The organism is Mucilaginibacter sp. BGA-UO-ETr-C110 (genome assembly GCF_059567985.1).
The window spans coordinates 3,731,686-3,751,226 of the sequence record NZ_JCAQPB010000002.1 but is presented as its reverse complement, the minus strand read 5'-3'; the positions used below and the strand labels follow the sequence as shown (position 1 = coordinate 3,751,226).

The window sequence follows — 19,541 nt, the reverse complement described above, 5'->3', positions numbered from 1 at the left end:
AATCCTGTAACTCTTTATTAAAATAAGTAATTACTATTCAGTTACATGGCTTTTATTTTGTTCATATTTGTTTATCCAATTCTGTTATATCTAAATTAAAAAAATGAAAAAGTGTTTTTCAACCCGAATCGCCAATAAGGCTATTCCGCTTTGTTTTGTGGCATTGCTTCCTTTTTATAAAGCATCCGCCCAAACCAAAACCGAGGATGCCAAAATGAATACTTATGTTAATGGTTTGCTGAGTAAGATGACCCTTGATGAAAAAATCGGGCAGCTTAACCTGGTAACCATAGGCGCGGCAACTACGGGTTCTGTAGTAAATAAGGGCGTTGAAGAAAAAATAAAAACCGGCGCTATTGGCGGTGTGTTTGGTATATGGGGTGCCGATCAGGTAAAACAGATCCAGGACCTGGCGGTAAAAAGCACAAGGCTCCATATCCCGCTTATTTTTGGATTGGATGTGATTCATGGGCACCGTACTATTTTCCCTATTCCGTTGGGGCTTTCGGCTACCTGGGATATGAGTTTGATCAAAAGATCGGCTCAGATCGCGGCTAAAGAAGCCACTGCCGAAGGCTTAAACTGGGTGTACTCGCCCATGGTTGATATTGCGCGTGATCCGCGCTGGGGCCGTATCTCGGAAGGCTCGGGCGAAGATCCATGGTATGGTTCGCAGGTTGCTAAAGCCATGGTGCAGGGCTACCAGGGCAATAGCATGAAAAATGCTGATGCGGTGATGGCTTGTGTAAAACACTTTGCCTTATACGGCGGTGCCGAAGCTGGTCGCGAATACAACACCGTGGATATGAGCCGTATTAAAATGTACCAAGATTATCTGCCACCATATAAGGCAGCAGTTGATGCCGGTGCAGGTAGTTTTATGAGCTCTTTTAATACCGTTGATGGCGTACCAGCCACGGGTAACCAATGGTTGTTAACCGATGTATTGCGTAAACAATGGGGTTTTAAAGGTTTTGTAGTATCTGATTATACAGCAGTTAATGAAATGACCGCGCACGGATTGGGTGATCTGCAAACCGTATCGGCACTGGCCCTTAAAGCTGGTTTGGATATGGATATGGTAGGCGAAGGCTTTTTAACTACACTGAAAAAGTCATTGACTGCGGGTAAGGTAACCCAGCAGGAAATTGACCTTGCCTGCCGTCGTGTGCTGGAAGCTAAGTATAAATTAGGACTGTTTAACAACCCTTATAAATCAATTGATGCAACACGCGAAGCTAAAGATGTATTAACCGCTGAAAACCGTACAGAAGCACGCAATATCACCAAACACTCATTTGTACTGTTAAAAAATAGCGCTCAGACATTGCCACTTAAAAAAACAGGTTCAATTGCATTGGTTGGCCCGTTGGCCAATAACCAGCGTGATATGCTGGGTACCTGGGTAGTTGCTGGCGACTGGCAAAAATCAATCAGTGTAATGCAGGGCATTAAAAACGTAGTAGGTGATGGGGTTACTATTAACTACGCAAAAGGTGCAAACATTACGGAAGATAGTTTATTTATACAAAGGCTGAACTTTTTTGGTCAGCAAATGGTAACTGTTGACCCCAAACCGGCCGATGAATTGCTGAAAGAAGCTGTTGATGCTGCTAAAAAATCAGATGTGATTGTAGCGGTGGTTGGTGAATCACAAAGTATGTCAGGCGAATCATCAAGTCGCTCGGATATTGACATTCCTGAAACTCAGAAAAATATGCTGAAAGAGTTGGCCAAGTTGGGTAAACCATTGGTCATCGTGTTATTTAACGGCCGGCCCTTGACTTTAACCTGGGAAGATAAACATGCCAGCGCTATACTGGATGTTTGGGCGCCTGGAACCGAGGCAGGTAATGCGGTAGCCGATGTGTTATTTGGCGATTACAACCCTGCCGGGAAAATCACTGCAACTTTTCCACTCAGTGTAGGGCAGATACCTATTTATTATAACCACAAAAACACAGGCAGGCCATATACCAACGGGCCGTCAAAGTTTAAATCAAACTATCTGGATATTTCAAATGACCCGCTTTATCCGTTTGGTTACGGGTTAAGCTATACCACTTTTGGATACAGCGATGTTAAGCTTAGTAAAACCACGCTAAAGGGTAATGAGAGCCTTACAGCAACTGTTACCATTACCAATACCGGCAAGTATGCGGGTGAAGAAGTAGTTCAGCTTTATATCAGCGATCCGGTAGCCAGCATTAGCCGGTCGGTAAAAGAACTGAAGGATTTTAAGAAAATAAGCTTACAACCAGGAGAGCAAAAAGAGGTATCATTTACCATTACCCCTGATGAGCTTAAGTTTTATAACAGTCAGCTCAAGTACGATTGGGAGCCGGGCAAATTCATTATTCAGATTGGCACAAACTCCAGTGATACCCACTCGGCCTCGGTACAATGGGGTAAGTAACAAAGTAAGAGTCTTTTAACTAACTCGAAAGAGCGGAGATATTATAATATTTCCGCTCTTTTTACTTTTATGACCGAAAAGAGGAGAATATGTTGAAGGGTAATAATTGTTATATAGACAATTATGTATGAATAATGAAATGTGTAAATGTTTGTATAACAGTTATATATATCCTGGTATAAATGTTATGATGACATTATTTGCTAACTATAATGATATTTTAACACTTAGAATGAAATCGATTGCGTGATATGCCACGAGCCCGGTATTAGAAAAAATTATAGTTTTTGTTGTTTTCTATTAATTATTATTGTTTGCGCTCAACTTTTTGGAGTACAGTATGGTTAGTAGCAAGAATTTTACATTGCTATATTTTTATAGAAATAATCTTTTTATTAATGATTTGTCAATAAAGATGTCACAAATTGTTATGTTTTGTTGCTATAATGATTTACTAATAATTAATTTGTAAATCTGTATTTTTCACTTGTGTAAACAGTACACTCTCGTTACATTAGATGAATAGCCAATATAAATTTCTGCATCAACAGAAATTACACTGAATCTAATATTATTATAACATTTTAGTTTTAAATGTGCTTAACCCAAAAGGAGAAGCAAAAACGGATGATAGCGGGGAATAAGTTTATAATTTATTACGGGAAGATCATATGATAAAACTTTTACACTCTTTATTTTTCAAATCTTCAGAATTTAAGTGTGGCTATTTTAAAAGCTATGCTGTTAAGTTTTCCGTACCCGGCAAGCAATTCATCCCTGCATATTTTATGGTCCAATTACAAACTTAAAACTCCGGTTATCGACTTACAATCTTAAATCAAATATATTAATCAACTAAATCTCAATCTCATGTTTAAAAGTTTACTCCTAAAAGGAAGATTCCTTGGTGTGCTGTTATGCTGCCTGGTTTCTTCATTGGTAGTTACAGCACAAACAAAGTACAAGGGTAAGGTTATCGGTAGCGACGATAAATTACCCGTAGTAGGTGCGTCAGTACGCATTAAGGGTACTACTACTGGTTCTGTAACAGACGTTAACGGCGAATTTACGCTGAGCCTAAGCCCAGGCAATACGTTGGTGATTTCATACATAGGCTATCAAACCACCGAGGTAAAAGTAGGTACCGATGCCAATATCAGGATCACATTGCAAGCGGGCAATAATTCACTGAATGAAGTTGTTGTTACTGGTTACGGCTCTCAACGTAAAAAGGACATCACCGGTTCGGTGGCTATTGTAAATGTAACCACGATGAAATCGGTGCCTGCGGGTAACACTTCATCACTGTTGCAAGGACAGGCATCAGGTGTAACGGTTACCAATTCTGGGCAACCAGGTGGTACAGCATCTGTTAATATTCGTGGTGTAGGATCAATCTTCAGTACACAACCACTTATTATTATTGATGGAACGCCGGGAAAATTAGACGATATTAATGTTAATGACATTGAATCTATCCAGGTATTGAAAGATGCCGGTTCTGCGTCAATTTACGGTGTGCGTGGTTCAAACGGTGTTGTTGTAGTAACTACCAAAAAAGGAAAATCTGGTAAAGCTCAGATTACTTATGATGGTTTATACGGAACTACCCGGCCATTAGCTGATGGTTTTAAACTGGCGGATACCAAAACTTACATGGAAGCCGAGTACGAATCATTTAAAAATGATGGCAAAATTGGTGGAGGTGTAAATGGAAATACCAACAAACAATTTGACCCTCTTGGCACAGGTACTTTCACCATCCCTGATTACATAACGCCAGCGGGCGCTCATGTAGGTGACCCCGGGACTACCCCGAATTGGTATAATCTGAATCCCGTAACAGGAAATCCTCTTGATCCTAATCGCTTAGGTCCAAATGGGGTAGACAAACTTGGCGCTAATCCAATTACCCTGGCAAACAAACAAGGTACTGACTGGTTTCATGAAGTGTTTAAACCTGCACCATTAACTTCACATAATATTACTGCAAGTGGTGGTAGCGATAAGTCGACCTATTTGATGTCAGTAGGTTATCTTAACCAACAAGGTACCTTAATAGGAACATATGAAAAACGTTATTCATTAAGAGCGAATACAAACTTTAATATTAATGACCATATCCGAGTTGGTGAAAATGCTTATGTTTTTAACAAAAATAACCCTCAGATAGGTAACCAGAACGAAGGTAACGCTATATCATATATTTATCGTGAACCTCCTATAATTCCTATTTACGACATTATGGGTAATTATGCTGGTTCAAGATCTCCAGGTTTAAGTAACTCCTCAAATCCCGTTGCTATTGTTCAGCGTAATTTGGCTAATACACAATTAAGGGGAAACAACCAGGATTGGCAAATACAAGGCAATTTATTTGCTGAGGTTGATATCTTGAAACATTTTACAGTGCGTACCAAGTTCGGTGGTACTGTTGATAATTTCTGGAATCGCTATTTTAGCCCAACTCCTTATGAAAATGCCGAAGGTAATACCGGCGCTAACTCTTATACAGAATATTCTGGTTATAACAGCAGCTATACCTGGTCAAATACCATAAATTACGATCAACAAATAGGCAAGCATAGTATTAAAGTACTGGCCGGCGAAGAATCGATCAATAACTATGGTCGCTTTTTGCAGGGGCAAAGAGGTACTTATTTAGCATCCATTGATCCGAACTATGTATCATTGGATACTGGCTCACCCGCAGGACAAACAAATGCTAACTCAGCAAATGGTTTTGCACCGTATTCAAATTCCATACAATCATATTTTGCAAGGGTAGATTATGCCTATGATGATAAATACTTGTTAAGCGGTACTATCAGACGTGATGGTTCTTCATTCTTTGCACCAGGCCACCGTTACGGTACCTTCCCTTCTGCAACAGTAGGCTGGAGGCTTTCAAAAGAAGATTTCCTGAAGGGTGCTAGCTGGATCAATGATTTGAAATTACGCGCTGGTTATGGTTCTTTAGGATCATTAAGTGGTGTTCAAACTCAACCTTATAATGCCTTTAACCTGTATACTGCAGGAGCAGGTACCCAATATTATGATATTGAAGGTAAAGGTAACGCCGCTATATTAGGTAGCTCACTTACCCAGGTAGGTAACCCGCTTACTACATGGGAAACCGATAAAGAGTTAAACATTGGTATAGACGCTACTATCATTAATAACGCGCTTGATTTTTCTTTTGAATATTATAAGAAAACAACATCAGGCCTATTATTCCAATCACAAATCCTTGCTCCCGGGGCTATTTTGCATCCTCCATACGTTAATGCCGGCGATTTACGCAATACAGGTTTTGACGCAAGTGTAAATTACCACGGAAGCATCAATGCATTTAAATTTAATGTTGGGTTAAACTTTAGTCATTACAGCAACTTAGTTAAATCGTTAAACTCAGGCCAACCATACCTGGATGTTAATTCAGGGGGCTCAACCCGTCTGCAAAACTTTGTAAGGTTACAACCAGGACAGCCTGTAGGTGAATTTTTTGGATACCAGGTTTTAGGCTTATATCAAAGCCAGGCCGATGTTGATGGCTCTGCTAAATATCCTGGAGCTATACCAGGTTTATTTAAATTAAAGGATGTTAACGGCGATGGTAAGATTGACGCCAATGACCGTACCTTTATCGGTAACCCTAACCCTAAATTTACAGGTGGTTTAAACCTGAATGGTAGCTATAAAGGCTTCGATTTTAGTGCATTCTTCTATGGCGTTTATGGTAATAAGGTTGCCAACTATGTTAAATACTGGACCAGCTTCCCTGCTGTGTTTGATGGTAACGTTTCATCAAATATCATAACTGATTCATGGCATCCAGGTGCTGACAATAGTCATGCTACTATCCCTATTTTAACCAGGCAGGCTAACCTCGGTAACACTGGGGCATTTAACTCATTTTATATTGAAAATGGATCATTCCTAAGATTGAAATCATTGCAGATCGGATATACCTTCCCGACAGCAGACTTAGCTAAAATAGGAATTTCCAAGCTCAGAATATTTGTATTAGGTAATAACCTTTTCACCATAACCAAATACAGTGGTTTAGATCCTGAGTTGCAGAATTCAAACTTGAATAACAGTACATCAGGTGATAATACCAGCTTCGGTATTGACTTTGGTAACTATCCTGCAAACGAAAAGAGATATAGCATTGGATTACAGGCAACATTTTAATGTTTAATGTTTTAAGAAAAGAAATTATGAAAAAAATACATTTAAAAGTCATAGTACCATTAGTATTGGTGGCGCTATGCTTGGCATATAGTTGTAAAAAGAATCTTTTAACACAAAATCCATTAGGTAACTTAAAACCAGAAAACGTTGCAAACGCAGCTGGTGTAAATGGTATGTTAATAGGTGCTTACTCTTTATTGGATGGCGTAGGTGGTATAGGCGGAGGTTCAAACGCATCGGGCTCCAATTGGATGTTCGGTAGTATTGCTGCTGGGGATGCCTATAAAGGATCACAACCATCTGATGGTGGTCAGGATGCATTGCCTGTAGGTAACTTTACGGCAAATACGGCAAACCCATATATTACTGCCAGATATACCTTGTTATTTGATGGTGTTGCAAGGTCAAATGACGTATTGCGCACTGTTCCTTTGGCTAAAGATCTGGCCGCTGCAGATGCTAAAGGTATAATAGCAGAGGCTAGATTTCTTCGTGGCTTTTACTATCTGGAATTGAGGAAGATGTATGGTCAGGTGCCTTATGTTGATGAAACCATGAAGGACTATAACGTACCCAACACTGCCGAAATCTTCCCTAAGATTGAAGCAGATTTTAATGCCGCGATAGCAGGTTTGCCAGCCACTCAGCCCCAGGCAGGTCGTGCTAACAGCTGGGCAGCAAAAGCATACTTAGCCAAAACTTATATGTTTGAGCATAACTATACTGCAGCCTTACCAATTTTGCGTGATTTAATAGCAAATGGAGTTACCGCACGTGGTCAAAAATATGCCCTTAACCCGGTTTTTCAGACCAACTTTAGCCCAGAAGCTTCACAAAAAAACAGCCCTGAATCTGTATTCGCAGCACAAAACTCCGTAAATGACGGTAGCTTGGGTCAAAACGGTAATGCCGGCGATGATTTGAACTTCCCTTATGGTGGCCCTGGTGGTTGCTGCGGTTGGTTTAATCCATCCCAATCATTAGCCAATTCATTCAAAACTGATGGCAACGGTTTACCGCTGTTTACAAGCTTTGATGTTATTGGTCAGGATGTAAGCAATGGTGCAGCGCCATGGGCAGGTAATGTCGATCCTCGTTTGGATATTACCGTAGGCCGCCCTAATATTCCGTATCTTGACTGGGGTAATCCTCCAGCTGCATGGATACGTGACCCTACAGATGGTGTTTTCAATCCACGTAAAAATGTTTATTCACAATCAGAAAAAGGCTCCAATTCGGATGTTACTCCAGGTGTTTGGAATAACGTTCAGCTTACGTCAAATAATATTAACCTGATGCGTTTTTCCGATATCTTACTAATGGCTGCTGAAGCAGAAATTGAGGCTGGTATCACTGCTAATGCAGAGACTGATGTTAACCTGGTAAGGGAAAGAGCCGCTAATCCTGACGGTTGGGTTTATAAAGGAGCACCATACAGCACAGGTACCTCCACCTACGCCAGAAATACTTTAGGGGCCACCGCTGCCGATAAATATGTTGTGAAGGATTATCCAGCGGGTTCATTTAGTGATAAAACTTATGCACGCAAAGCTGTTCGCTTTGAAAGAAAGCTTGAGTTTGGTATGGAAGGCGTCCGTTTCTTTGACTTACAACGCTGGGATGGTGCTTCATCAAGTCTTCCTAATGGCTCGTTGGTAAGTGACGGTAGCATGGCAACTGAAATTAATGCCTTCTTTGCTTACGATGTAAGAATAAATTCTCAATTGCAGGGAGCTCACTTTACTCCTGGGTTAAATGAGTATTATCCAATACCTCAGCAACAAATTGATTTATCAAAATCATTAGGTGGTAAGGCTATATTGGTTCAAAACAAAGGTTATTAATTTAAACCTGTTATAATTTATAAATTGTAATTTTAGGTGGAGATGTTTATCTCCACCTTTTTTATAGCCTGATATTAAAATTTCATGAAGCGTATTATCCCCTTTTTATGCATGTTCCTGTGTTCATTAATGGCCTGCAAAAAGTCAACGCTTTTTGAAAAAATACCTTCATCGTATTCTGGGATCTCCTTTAGTAATACTATTGTTGAAAACGAAAAAATAAACCCCCTCACCATGCTTAATATTTACAACGGTGGCGGCGTGGGTATTGGCGATTTTAATAACGATGGTCTTCAGGATATTTATTTTATTGGGAATGCTGTGCCTAATCGTTTATACCTGAATAAGGGTAATATGAAGTTTGAAGATGTAACCACTCAAGCAGGAGTAGGTGGTAAAGGCGGCTGGGGACGTGGAGTTGCTGTTGTTGATATAAATAACGATGGTTTACCCGATATCTACGTATGTAATACTTTATTGGATGATTCTGTTAAAAGAACCAACCTATTATATGTAAACCAGGGAGTAGGTACCGATGGTGTACCAAGGTTTAAAGAAATGGCCAAAGAGTATGGCCTTGACATTAATGTTCATTCCACCATGGCGTCATTTTTTGATTATGATAATGATGGCGATCTGGATATGTATCTCGCCGTTAATGAGGCGGTAGCAAGTGATAACCAGAGTACGTTCAGACCAATTATAACAGATGGTAGCCATCGCAGTACAGGCAGACTTTATCGTAACGATTGGAACCCGGTGTTAAAACATGGGGTATTCACCAATGTATCCAAACAGGCAGGTATCACTATAGAGGGATATGGCCACGCTGCAAGTATAGTGGACATTAATAACGATGGTTGGAAAGACATTTATGTAACTAATGATTTTTTGCCCAGTAACATATTATACATTAATAACCACGACGGCACATTTACAGACAAGGCACAGGAATACTTTAAACATACATCCTACAGTGCGATGGGGCAGGATATTGAAGATGTAAATAATGATGGATTGCCGGATGTATTTGAGGTTGACATGAATCCTGAAGATAATTATCGCAAAAAGATGTTCATGCCACCAAACAACTACCAGATATTTCAAAACTTCGACCGGTATAAATACCAGTATCAATATACTCGCAATACATTACAAATTAATCAGGGCCCACGATTAGGGCAAAATGACTCTATTGGAGATCCGATCTTCAGTGAAACAGCCTTTTTTAGTGGTGTAGCGCAAACAGACTGGAGCTGGGGACCCATGCTTACAGATTTTGATAATGACGGATACCGCGATCTGGTAATAACAAACGGTTATCCGCGTGATGTAACCGATCATGATTTTATTGTGTTCAGACAGCAGGCCTATTCAGTAGCATCAACTAAACAGGTGCTTGATCAAATACCTATTGTTAAAATACCCAATTATGCCTTTAAAAATACTAACGGGCTACAATTTGAAGATGTAACTAAAAGTTGGGGATTAGATATCCCGTCATTTTCAAACGGAGCAGCCTATGCCGATCTGAACAATGATGGTACTATGGATATGATCATCAATAACATTGATGACGAAGCGTTCATCTATAAAAATACCACCCGCGAAAAAGATAAAAATAACCATCACTATTTACACATACAGTTTCATGGCGGTAACCAAAATCTCAATGGCATAGGTGCCATGGCCAATATTTATTATGATCATGGCAAACAGCAGGTGTATGAAAACATGCCTTACCGGGGCTACCTGTCAACCATACAAAATATTGCTCATTTTGGTTTAGGTAAGATAGACCAGCTCGATTCTGTGGTGATTAGATGGGATAATGGTAAAAAGCAGTTATTGTCAAATGTAAAAGCCGATCAAACACTTAAAGTAAATATTGCCGACGCTAAAGAAAACTACAATTATAACCACCCGGTTATCAATAAATCATCCTTATTTAAAGAAATAACCACATCGGCAGGTATCACCTATAAGCATCAGGATAAAGATTATGTTGATTTTAACGTCCAAAAGCTTATACCACATAAATTATCAGAATATACGCCTGCCGTTGCCGTTGGCGATGTAGATGGCAATGGTTTTGACGATATGGTAGTAGGGGGCACAACCCAATACCCGGCCCAGATATTATTACAGCAAGCCAATGGTAAATTTATACAGCGCGATCTGTTACCCCAAACAAAGGATCTACCTTTAGCAGTTAACCCAATCTCGGCCCATAACGACTTTTTATCACAAAAAGTTAGGGTTAAAGATGAAGGAATCCTGCTTTTTGATGCTGATGGCGATGGCCATCCCGACTTGTATATAGCCAGCGGTGGTTTTGAAAGTGAATCCGGATCAACAAACTACCAGGACAGGGTATACCTGAACGATGGTAAGGGGAATTTTAAACTGCAACCAGATGCGCTACCTAAAAACTTCACCAGCAAATTGTGTGTTAAAGCTGCCGATTTTAACAGGGATGGTAAGCTTGATCTTTTTGTATCCGGTCGCGTTGATCCCTGGAACTATCCTAAGCCTGTTTCGAGCTTTGTTTTACGTAACGATAGTAAAAAGGGCATTATTAAATTTACCGATGTATCGGCAACGGCTGCAAAAGCATTAAAAGATGTTGGTTTGGTATGTGATGCCACCTTTACCGATTTTAACAATGATGGTTGGCCCGATTTGATACTTACAGGAGAATGGATGCCTATTACCTTCCTGCAGAATGATCATGGCACTTTTAAAAATATAACCGATAATACCGGGGTCGAAAATAAGCTGGGCTGGTGGAACACCATTGCCGCCGGCGATTTCGATCATGATGGCGATATTGATTATATAGTTGGTAACACTGGCTTAAATACTTTTTATAAGGCTACAGATCAATATCCCATATTTATTACCGCAAAGGATTTTGATAATAATGGTAGTTACGATGCTTTTCCATCTGTTTTTCTAAAAGATCAGCAGGGAGAAATGAAAGAATTCCCGGTTAATGGGCGTGATGATATTGTTAAGCAGATGATCGGCATGCGCATTCGGTATCAGAATTATAAATCTTTAGCCATAGCTACCATGGATTCTGTATTAACACCTGAAATGCGTAAAGGTGCCATACGGTTAAAAGCAAATTATCTGCAGTCATGCTATTTGCGTAATGATGGCAATGGTAAATTTACTGTTATGCCGTTACCGCTGGAAGCTCAAATGTCTGAACTGTGCGGCATTACGGTTGATGATTTTGATGGTGATGGTAATCTTGATGTAGCTATCAACGGTAATGATTTTGGCACCGAAGTTACAACAGGCCGTTACGATGCCTTTAATGGTCTTATACTTAAAGGTGATGGTAAAGGCGGGTTTAAGCCACTTACATTACTGGAAGGCGGTCTTTTTATTCCAGGTAACGGTAAGGCACTGGTTAAATTAAAAGGTGCTAAAGGGAACTACTTATTGGCCGCTACGCAAAATCGCGGCGTTATGAAACTATTTGAATTAAAAAGAGCGGTTAAAACAGTTAACCTGCAGCCCTTGGATACGTATGCTATTGTTAAATATAAAAATGGCAAGATGAGGAGGGAAGAGTTTTACAACGGTAGCTCTTTCTTGTCGCAGTCTGGCAGATTTTTTAATATTGAGAACAATATGGCATCAGTGACTATAACTGATAGCAATGGCCACCAAAGAAACTTACAGCTTAATTAATTGATACATGAAGTGCTTTAAAATAATTATAGCCGTTACCGGTATTTGTTTACTTTTTAGTTGTGGTGATAAAAAGAAAGCCGCGTTAATGAAAGATACGGATGTACTGCATCAAAACGTCGACCAGCTAACGCAGGTAATTATATATGATGTATTTACCCCGCCGGTTGCCAGTCGTATTTATGGTTATACCACGCTTGCAGCTTATGAGGCCGTACGTTATGCAAACCCCGATTACAATTCGATTACTGCACAGCTCAGAGGGTTTGGTGAACCACCTAAGCCTCAAAAAGATAAAAATTACAATTTTACTTTGGCGGCTACCAAGGCATTTTTTACTGTAGCTCATAAAGTTACCTTCTCGGTTGATACCTTGAAAAAGTATGAAAATAAGGTGTTTGCCAGTTACAAAGACAACCTGGACGATTCTACCTACGCGCGTTCAATGGCATTTGGCGAAAAAATTGGCAAGTACATACTCAAACGGGCATCTGTCGACAATTATCCGCAAACCCGTGGTAAACCCAGATTTTTAGGTAACGATAACCCTGGTCAATGGCATCCAACACCACCCGATTACCTGGATGGGGTAGAGTTTTGCTGGGGCACCATGCACACCTTTGCGGTTGATACCTCCACCAATTTCCCGTTGCCACCTCCACCGCCTTTTAGTGAGGATAAAAACAGCGCCTATTTTAAGCAGAATGTAGAGGTGTATCAGCAAAGTAAAAATCTGACCAAAGAACAGATCGATATCGCTAAATTTTGGGATGATAACCCTTTTGTAATTCAGCATAGCGGGCACGTGATGTTTGCTAATAAAAAAATCACACCCGGGGGGCACTGGATAGGTATCACCGCTATTGCCTGTAAACAAACACATGCCGATGTGGTGAAAACGGCACAAGCCTATGCTTTAACATCTATAGCTCTTTTTGACGCCTTTATCTGTGGCTGGCAGGTGAAATATGATCTTAACTATATCAGACCGGTAACGGTTATTAACGATAAAATTGACGCTAACTGGTTGCCCATGCTGCAAACACCTCCATTCCCGGAGTTCCCGAGCGGGCATAGTGATATCAGTGGTGCATCGGCAGTGATATTAACCCACATTTTTGGCGATAACTTTGCCTATCAGGATACCAGCGACCTGCGTTACATCGGTATGCAGCGTCATTTTGATTCCTTTTTAAAAGCTTCAGACGAAACCTCGATCAGTCGTTTTTATGGAGGTATACACTATCGTAACAGTGTTGATCAGGGTGCTGTGCAAGGCAGGCAGGTTGGCGAATACATCTGGAAAAAACTAAAACTTAAAAAATAGCTGACGGATAATTCTATGAGAAGAAGCTATTATGTAACATTTTATATCGTGTTGTTTATTGCGTTGTTGTCTGGCATAACGTTCATGAACAGCTGCAAAAATAAAACTAAACAACCCTATCAATTAACGGGCAATGTACTGGTAGATGGGCAAAACCTGGCCCAGTTAAAATGTACAAGCTGTCATGCTCTTGTACCCGCCAATGCTTTGAGTAAAGATGTTTGGGAAAAGCATGTATTACCTTATATGGCAAGTTTTATGCACATCTCCATTTATGGGTCAACCTACTATAAACGTGATATAGCCGATACTGCGGGCGCATCTTTACAGGAATGGCTCGCATTGGTGGCCTATTATAAAAAAGCTGCGCCGGATACAGTTGTTTCCGCGCCAAAGCCTACTCCGTTGATCAATGACTGGGCTGGTTTTACACTAAAAAAGCCAGAGCCCGTAAACTATAACAGTTTTACTACAATGGTAGCTGTAAACCCGTATACGCATAAATTGTACAGCGCCGATTTTACCAACAGCAAACTACTTGGCTGGGACAGTAATTTAAAGCCCGATTCGCTGGGTACATTACCCTCGCCCGCGGTAAATGTGCATTTTACAAAAGATACAGCGGGTAACAATGCGGGTTATTTTACCTGTGTAGGTCGTTTGGAGCCTGCCGATTTTCCCAATGGTAAAATTGTAAAAATAAACCTGGATGCTAAGGAACTAAACAACGATCAAACCTTTGTGGCCTCAGATCTGCCCCGACCCCAGCAAACCGTATTTGCCGATTTTAATAAGGATGGCCTTACCGATATGATAGTTTGTGGTGCGGGCAAACTTAAAGGCGGTGTTTTCCTCTTAAAACAGAATGCAGACCACACTTATAGCCAGGAAACAATTTATAATAAACCAGGGGCTGTTCAGGCTATCACCGGTGATTTTAATAAAGACGGCTGGCCCGATGTAATGGTATTGATAGGCAGCGGCGACGAAGGCCTTTGGCAGTTTTTAAATGATCACAAAGGAGGTTTTACTAAAAGGAACCTGCTTCGTTTTCCACCGGTATATGGCTCATCCAGTTTTCAGCTGGCTGATATGGATCATGATGGCAATCCCGATCTGATCTATACCTGCGGTTATAACTATCATGACTCGCGCAGGATAAAACCATATCATGGCCTGTATATTTATACCAATGCCGGCAACTGGAATTTCAAACAGCGCTGGTTTTATCCAATCAACGGTTGTACCAAAGCCATAGCCACGGATTTTGATGGTGACGGTGATCTGGACATAGCCACCATTGCTTTCTTTGCCGATATGAAGAATACCCCTGCCGAAGAATTTATCTATTTTGAACAGGTTAACCCCTTTGATTTTAAACCACATGCCATCCCAGTAAGCCAATACGGACACTGGATGTGTATGGAAGTTGCCGACCAAAATAATGATGGAAAACCCGATATTATATTGGGCAATTATTCGAGCGGGTTTTTATTTATACCCGGTTTTAAACCCACATGGGATAAAAAGTTACCTTTGATAGTACTCGAAAATCACACCAAAAAATAAGTATAAAAGCTGCACCCTGCTTGTGTTTGCCAAAATTGAAATGTGTACATGACTAAAAACTACAGGATGCGGGTAAACAGCTTGTGTTTACTAAAAGCTATGGTGTTAAGTGGAGCAATGCTGATCACCAGCTGTTCAAACAGCAACAATACTACCCAAAGCAACAACGAATACTTAGCCGAAGGCAAAAGGCTGGCAGCGATCCATTGTTCAAGCTGCCACCAGCTTCCGGATCCTTCGCTATTGGACAGCGCTACCTGGGAAACAGGTATTATGCCCGCGATGGCTCCCAAATTTGGTTTCAAAAGTTTTATGGGCAACTATCTGGTATCGGCAAACACCAGTATATCCAAGGAAGACTGGTACAAGATACTGGCTTATTATAAAAATACATCGCCCAAAAAACTGATCATACCTAAGCCCAACGAGGTAAAAGATTGGGCTATATTTAGTCTTAGGCAACCCCAAAACGTAGATCGTAAAGGGTTACAGGCGATGACAACCATGGTTGCTTACAATCCCAATGATAATTTCATTTATACCGGTAATGCAGGCAATAACCTGTACAAATGGAACAGTGACCTGCAACCTGTATTGGTCAAAAAGTTTCATTCGCCGGTTACGGATGTCAATTTTTTTAAATCAAAGAACGAACCCAATGGGGCTGTCATTACCTGTATCGGGATACTGCCACCAAATGATGCCTTGAAGGGAGAACTGATCAATATTAACCTCGACAAACCTGTCAAAAACGACTCTACCTTAATTACCGATAGTTTACCCCGCCCCGTGAAAAGCGCCTATGCCGATTTTAATCAAGATGGGCTCACTGACTATGTATCCTGCGGTTTCGGGCGCGACCGCGGCGGTTTGTATGTGATGCAACAACAGGCAGGGGGCAAGTTCAGCAAAAAAATATTACGGGCATTGCCTGGCGCTACGCAGATTTTTACCGGTGATTTTAACCACGATGGCTGGCCCGATATTGCCTGCCTTTTTGCCCAGGCCGACGAAGGCATCTGGATGTTCCTGAATGATAAAAAAGGCGGTTTTACCAGTCAGAATTTGGTGCGTTTCCCTTCGGTATATGGCTCCAGCAGTTTTCAGCTGATTGATTTTAACCATGATGGCCTGCTGGATATTGTGTATACCTGTGGCGATAACAATGATTTTTCGCCTGTATTTAAACCCTACCATGGGGTGTATGTTTTTACCAATCAGGGCAACTGGAAATTTAAGCAAACCTATTTTTATCACATCAATGGCTGCTCAAAGGCTATTGCTGCCGATTTTGACCATGATGGCGATCTGGACATAGCAGTGATCGCTTTCTTCCCCGATTTTAAATACCACCCCGAAGAAGGTTTTACCTACCATGAGCAAACCGCTCCCGGCAAGTTTAGGGTACATGCTTTACCTATTAACCAATATGGCCGCTGGATAGCTATGGACGTAGCCGATATCGACCATGATGGTTACCCGGACATCATCCTTGGAAATTTTTCATTTACGGCAAAGGGACTGATGGTGCAAAAAGATATAGAACCCAATTGGGACCTGTACCAACCGTTCATCGTGCTGCATAACAATTCCAAAAGTGTTGCCGGATCAAAAGGTAAATAAAAACTTTTTAAACCTTAAATTTTAACACTTTTCTGCCCAAAAACGGGGTGAAAAGGTCCAGAAATTGATTCAAAACCATCGATTTTAACACTTTTTAACAAATTTTAACACGGTTTTAAGTGGTTTTTGGAACTTTAAAAAGTATTAATTTATTGATTATCAAATAACTATATGTAAAATGGTCGATTTTTGGCCTTGTTTTAGGCTTAACTAAACGGCCCGGTTCTCTCTTTTTACAAGAAAACCGGGCCGTCGTAATTGATATACAAGGTACGAAAATTTATGGTCAAAAGCAAATGGAAGAGCACCGAAACTGATGGTTGCCATCATCGATACAAAATATAACTTTGCCTGTAAAATACTTTGATGAACACTGCTGATATACTGATCATAGGCGCCGGTGCTGCCGGACTGATGGCTGCCCGCGAACTGGCTAATTCCGGTAAAAAAGTAATCGTACTGGAAGCTGATAACCGTATTGGCGGCCGGATCCACACACAACTGGATGCCATTACCGGAAAACATATAGAGCTGGGGGCGGAGTTTGTACACGGCGATCTGCCGGTTACCCTTGGTTTGCTAAACGAGGCGGGAATTAAATACCGTTCCGCTTCGGGAGAAATGGTGCAATATGATAAAGGCGCTTTTGTAGAAAATGAATCATTTATTGAGCACTGGGATTTGCTCATCGACAAATTGAACAGCCTGCAGCAGGACATCAGTATCGAGGAATTTATGTCGAAGGAATTTCCCGGCGATAAATACGACCAGATGAGGACCTCGGTACGGCAATTTGTATCGGGTTATGATACCGGTGATCCGCAGAAAGCCAGTTGTTTTGCCTTGCGAAAGGAGTGGCAAAGCGAGGATGACAGCGCGCAGCATCGGGTAGAAGGAGGGTATGTGAGCCTGATGAATTACCTGGCCGGCGAATGCAAAGCAAATGGCGGCGAAATATTGCTGAATAGCATCGTCAAAGATATTTATTGGGAGCCCGGGAAGGTGAGCGCTATCACGGTTGATGGAACAGCTTACCATGCCCAACAGGCGATACTGGCTGTGCCACTTGGTGTTTTGAAAGCAAGCGAAGGGCAAACCGGCGCAATAACTTTTCATCCGCCGCTTAAAGCGTATGCAGAGGCTATACAAGGGATGGGTTTTGGCTCGGTGATCAAAATATTACTGGAGTTTGACGAGGCTTTCTGGTACACCGAAGAAACGGAGGCACGTATTGGCCGGAGTCTTGATAATATAGGCTATCTGCTATCACAGGAAGAAATACCTACCTGGTGGACACAGTTTCCCGAACGCTCCAGCATATTTACCGGTTGGATAGGTGGCCCGGATGCCGAAGCCAAAAAAGAGATGAACGATGAGGACATACTGATGCAGGGTCTGCAATCGGTGGCTAATATTTTCCAGTTAGGGGTAGATGAGCTAAAGCAACGACTTAAAACCTGGCGGGTAATGAACTGGACAGCCAAACCATTTACACTGGGCTCATACGCTTATGATACCGTTAATGCTTCCGCTTGTCGTAACACCCTGAATACCCCGGTTGGTGATACCCTGTTTTTCACAGGCGAATATCTTTACGAAGGTACGGCTATGGGTACCGTGGAGGCAGCTCTGACCAGTGGAAAGGGTGTGGCGGAGATGATATCACAGGTATAAGTTGGTATGGTACAGAAACCCCTTCCTCCCCTTCCCGAGGGAAGGAATCGCACCACCCCGGCTTTTAAAAATTTGGTTCCGGATCTTTAAACTTCAATTCCCTCCCTCGGGAGGGGCGCGTTTGGCTTGTGTAGTGGGAGGGAGGGGTTTATGCGCCCTGAAAAAAGTGTTACTTAGATTTTTGCGCCTCTTTTAAATAAGCCGCCATATCAGCATAAGCTGCCTTTTCTGTTTCGTTACTGGTTTCAGCTTGCAAGTGTAAAGCCCAGTCAAGCGGTGTGCCGTCATATATAGTATCGGGTATGTCGAGCCGGGCGCCGGCATCTACCAATAATTTCACCACATCCAGAGAGACAGCGGATACAGCCTGATGCAGGGGTGTTGCATGCGAATGAAAACCCGTACCCTGCTCAGGATAGCCATTCGGGTCGGTACCCTTATCCAGCAGGTATTTCACCAGATTTGCCTTGCCGTAAAATGCCGCCGCGGTTAAAGCCGTCAGCTTTTCTGCATGGGGCGCGGTGTCCATTAAACGGTCGGTATCTGCTTTGCGGTCCAGTAGCATGGCAGATGCCAGCGAAATTTCGCCGCCACGGTTAATTAAATGTTGGGCTGCCTCGATATTACCATGCGCGATAGCGCCCATACCGCCACCGGGGGTGGCTCCGGCGTCGATCAGCAGATCCATCATCACTATCTGCACACCACATTCCCGCGGGATCCGCCCGGTAGCCACCAGGCCGAGTGTATAATCTACCTGTTGCTGATACGTATCCGGCGCTTCACGCTTTACTGCGTCGATCAAAAAACGGGTGATCTCCACAATGTTAAGCGGCAATTTTGGGTTGCGGATAGGGTTATCGGCCACAAACCAAATGAGGTATGGATCTTTAAAATAACCTTCCTCATTGGGCGTAATCAGGCGGTCACGCAACAGGGTTTTGTATTGACTTACCAGCTCCTGCAATTCATCCAGTCTGCCAGCATCCAAAGCATTTGCAGCTTGTAAAAATATAGGGTTGCTGATGTCGGTGGTTTCCATCGTATGGTTGGTTTAAAACAAATTTCCTGAAATAGTTTGGGATAAGCAATACGACTTTTGTGACGTTGATCGCTTGGTTAAAAATCATCGTACAGAAACCCCTTCCTCCCCTTCCCGAGGGAAGGAATCGCACTGGCCCTGACT

The 19,541-nt window shown here is 41.8% G+C and carries 9 protein-coding genes; 8 read left to right on the top strand and 1 reads right to left on the bottom strand.

Annotation, left to right across the window (positions count from 1 at the left end; all coding sequences use genetic code 11):
- Window positions 1-103 precede the first annotated feature (103 nt).
- The 8 genes from bglX to AC57BQ_RS16100 all read left to right on the top strand — a co-directional run bounded on the left by bglX (window position 104) and on the right by AC57BQ_RS16100 (window position 18,355).
- Window positions 104-2,416, top strand: coding sequence for a beta-glucosidase BglX (gene bglX / locus AC57BQ_RS16135; protein WP_496407266.1), 2,313 nt, complete (start codon window positions 104-106; stop codon window positions 2,414-2,416).
- Window positions 2,417-3,286: 870 nt separating this feature from the next.
- Window positions 3,287-6,613, top strand: coding sequence for a SusC/RagA family TonB-linked outer membrane protein (locus AC57BQ_RS16130; RefSeq protein WP_496407265.1), 3,327 nt, complete (start codon window positions 3,287-3,289; stop codon window positions 6,611-6,613).
- Window positions 6,614-6,639: 26 nt separating this feature from the next.
- Complete coding sequence (locus tag AC57BQ_RS16125) at window positions 6,640-8,457, top strand: RagB/SusD family nutrient uptake outer membrane protein (RefSeq protein ID WP_496407264.1); 1,818 nt, start codon at window positions 6,640-6,642, stop codon at window positions 8,455-8,457.
- An 84-nt stretch (window positions 8,458-8,541) separates the two neighbouring features.
- The gene (locus AC57BQ_RS16120) at window positions 8,542-12,162 is read left to right on the top strand and encodes a VCBS repeat-containing protein (RefSeq protein ID WP_496407263.1); all 3,621 of its coding nucleotides are present in this window, start codon (window positions 8,542-8,544) and stop codon (window positions 12,160-12,162) included.
- Window positions 12,163-12,169: 7 nt separating this feature from the next.
- The gene (locus AC57BQ_RS16115; protein ID WP_496407262.1) at window positions 12,170-13,489 is read left to right on the top strand and encodes a vanadium-dependent haloperoxidase; all 1,320 of its coding nucleotides are present in this window, start codon (window positions 12,170-12,172) and stop codon (window positions 13,487-13,489) included.
- Between the two features lie 15 nt (window positions 13,490-13,504).
- Entirely contained in the window at window positions 13,505-15,058 is a 1,554-nt protein-coding gene (locus tag AC57BQ_RS16110) for an FG-GAP repeat domain-containing protein (protein ID WP_496407261.1), read from the top strand.
- 48 nt (window positions 15,059-15,106) lie between these two features.
- Window positions 15,107-16,681, top strand: coding sequence for an FG-GAP-like repeat-containing protein (locus AC57BQ_RS16105; RefSeq protein ID WP_496407260.1), 1,575 nt, complete (start codon window positions 15,107-15,109; stop codon window positions 16,679-16,681).
- A 366-nt stretch (window positions 16,682-17,047) separates the two neighbouring features.
- The gene (locus AC57BQ_RS16100) at window positions 17,048-18,355 is read left to right on the top strand and encodes a flavin monoamine oxidase family protein (RefSeq protein WP_496407259.1); all 1,308 of its coding nucleotides are present in this window, start codon (window positions 17,048-17,050) and stop codon (window positions 18,353-18,355) included.
- A 169-nt stretch (window positions 18,356-18,524) separates the two neighbouring features.
- Here AC57BQ_RS16100 and AC57BQ_RS16095 read toward each other — a convergent pair whose 3' ends face one another.
- The gene (locus tag AC57BQ_RS16095) at window positions 18,525-19,397 is read right to left on the bottom strand and encodes an ankyrin repeat domain-containing protein (RefSeq protein WP_496407258.1); all 873 of its coding nucleotides are present in this window, start codon (window positions 19,395-19,397) and stop codon (window positions 18,525-18,527) included.
- Between the last annotated feature and the right edge of the window lie 144 nt (window positions 19,398-19,541).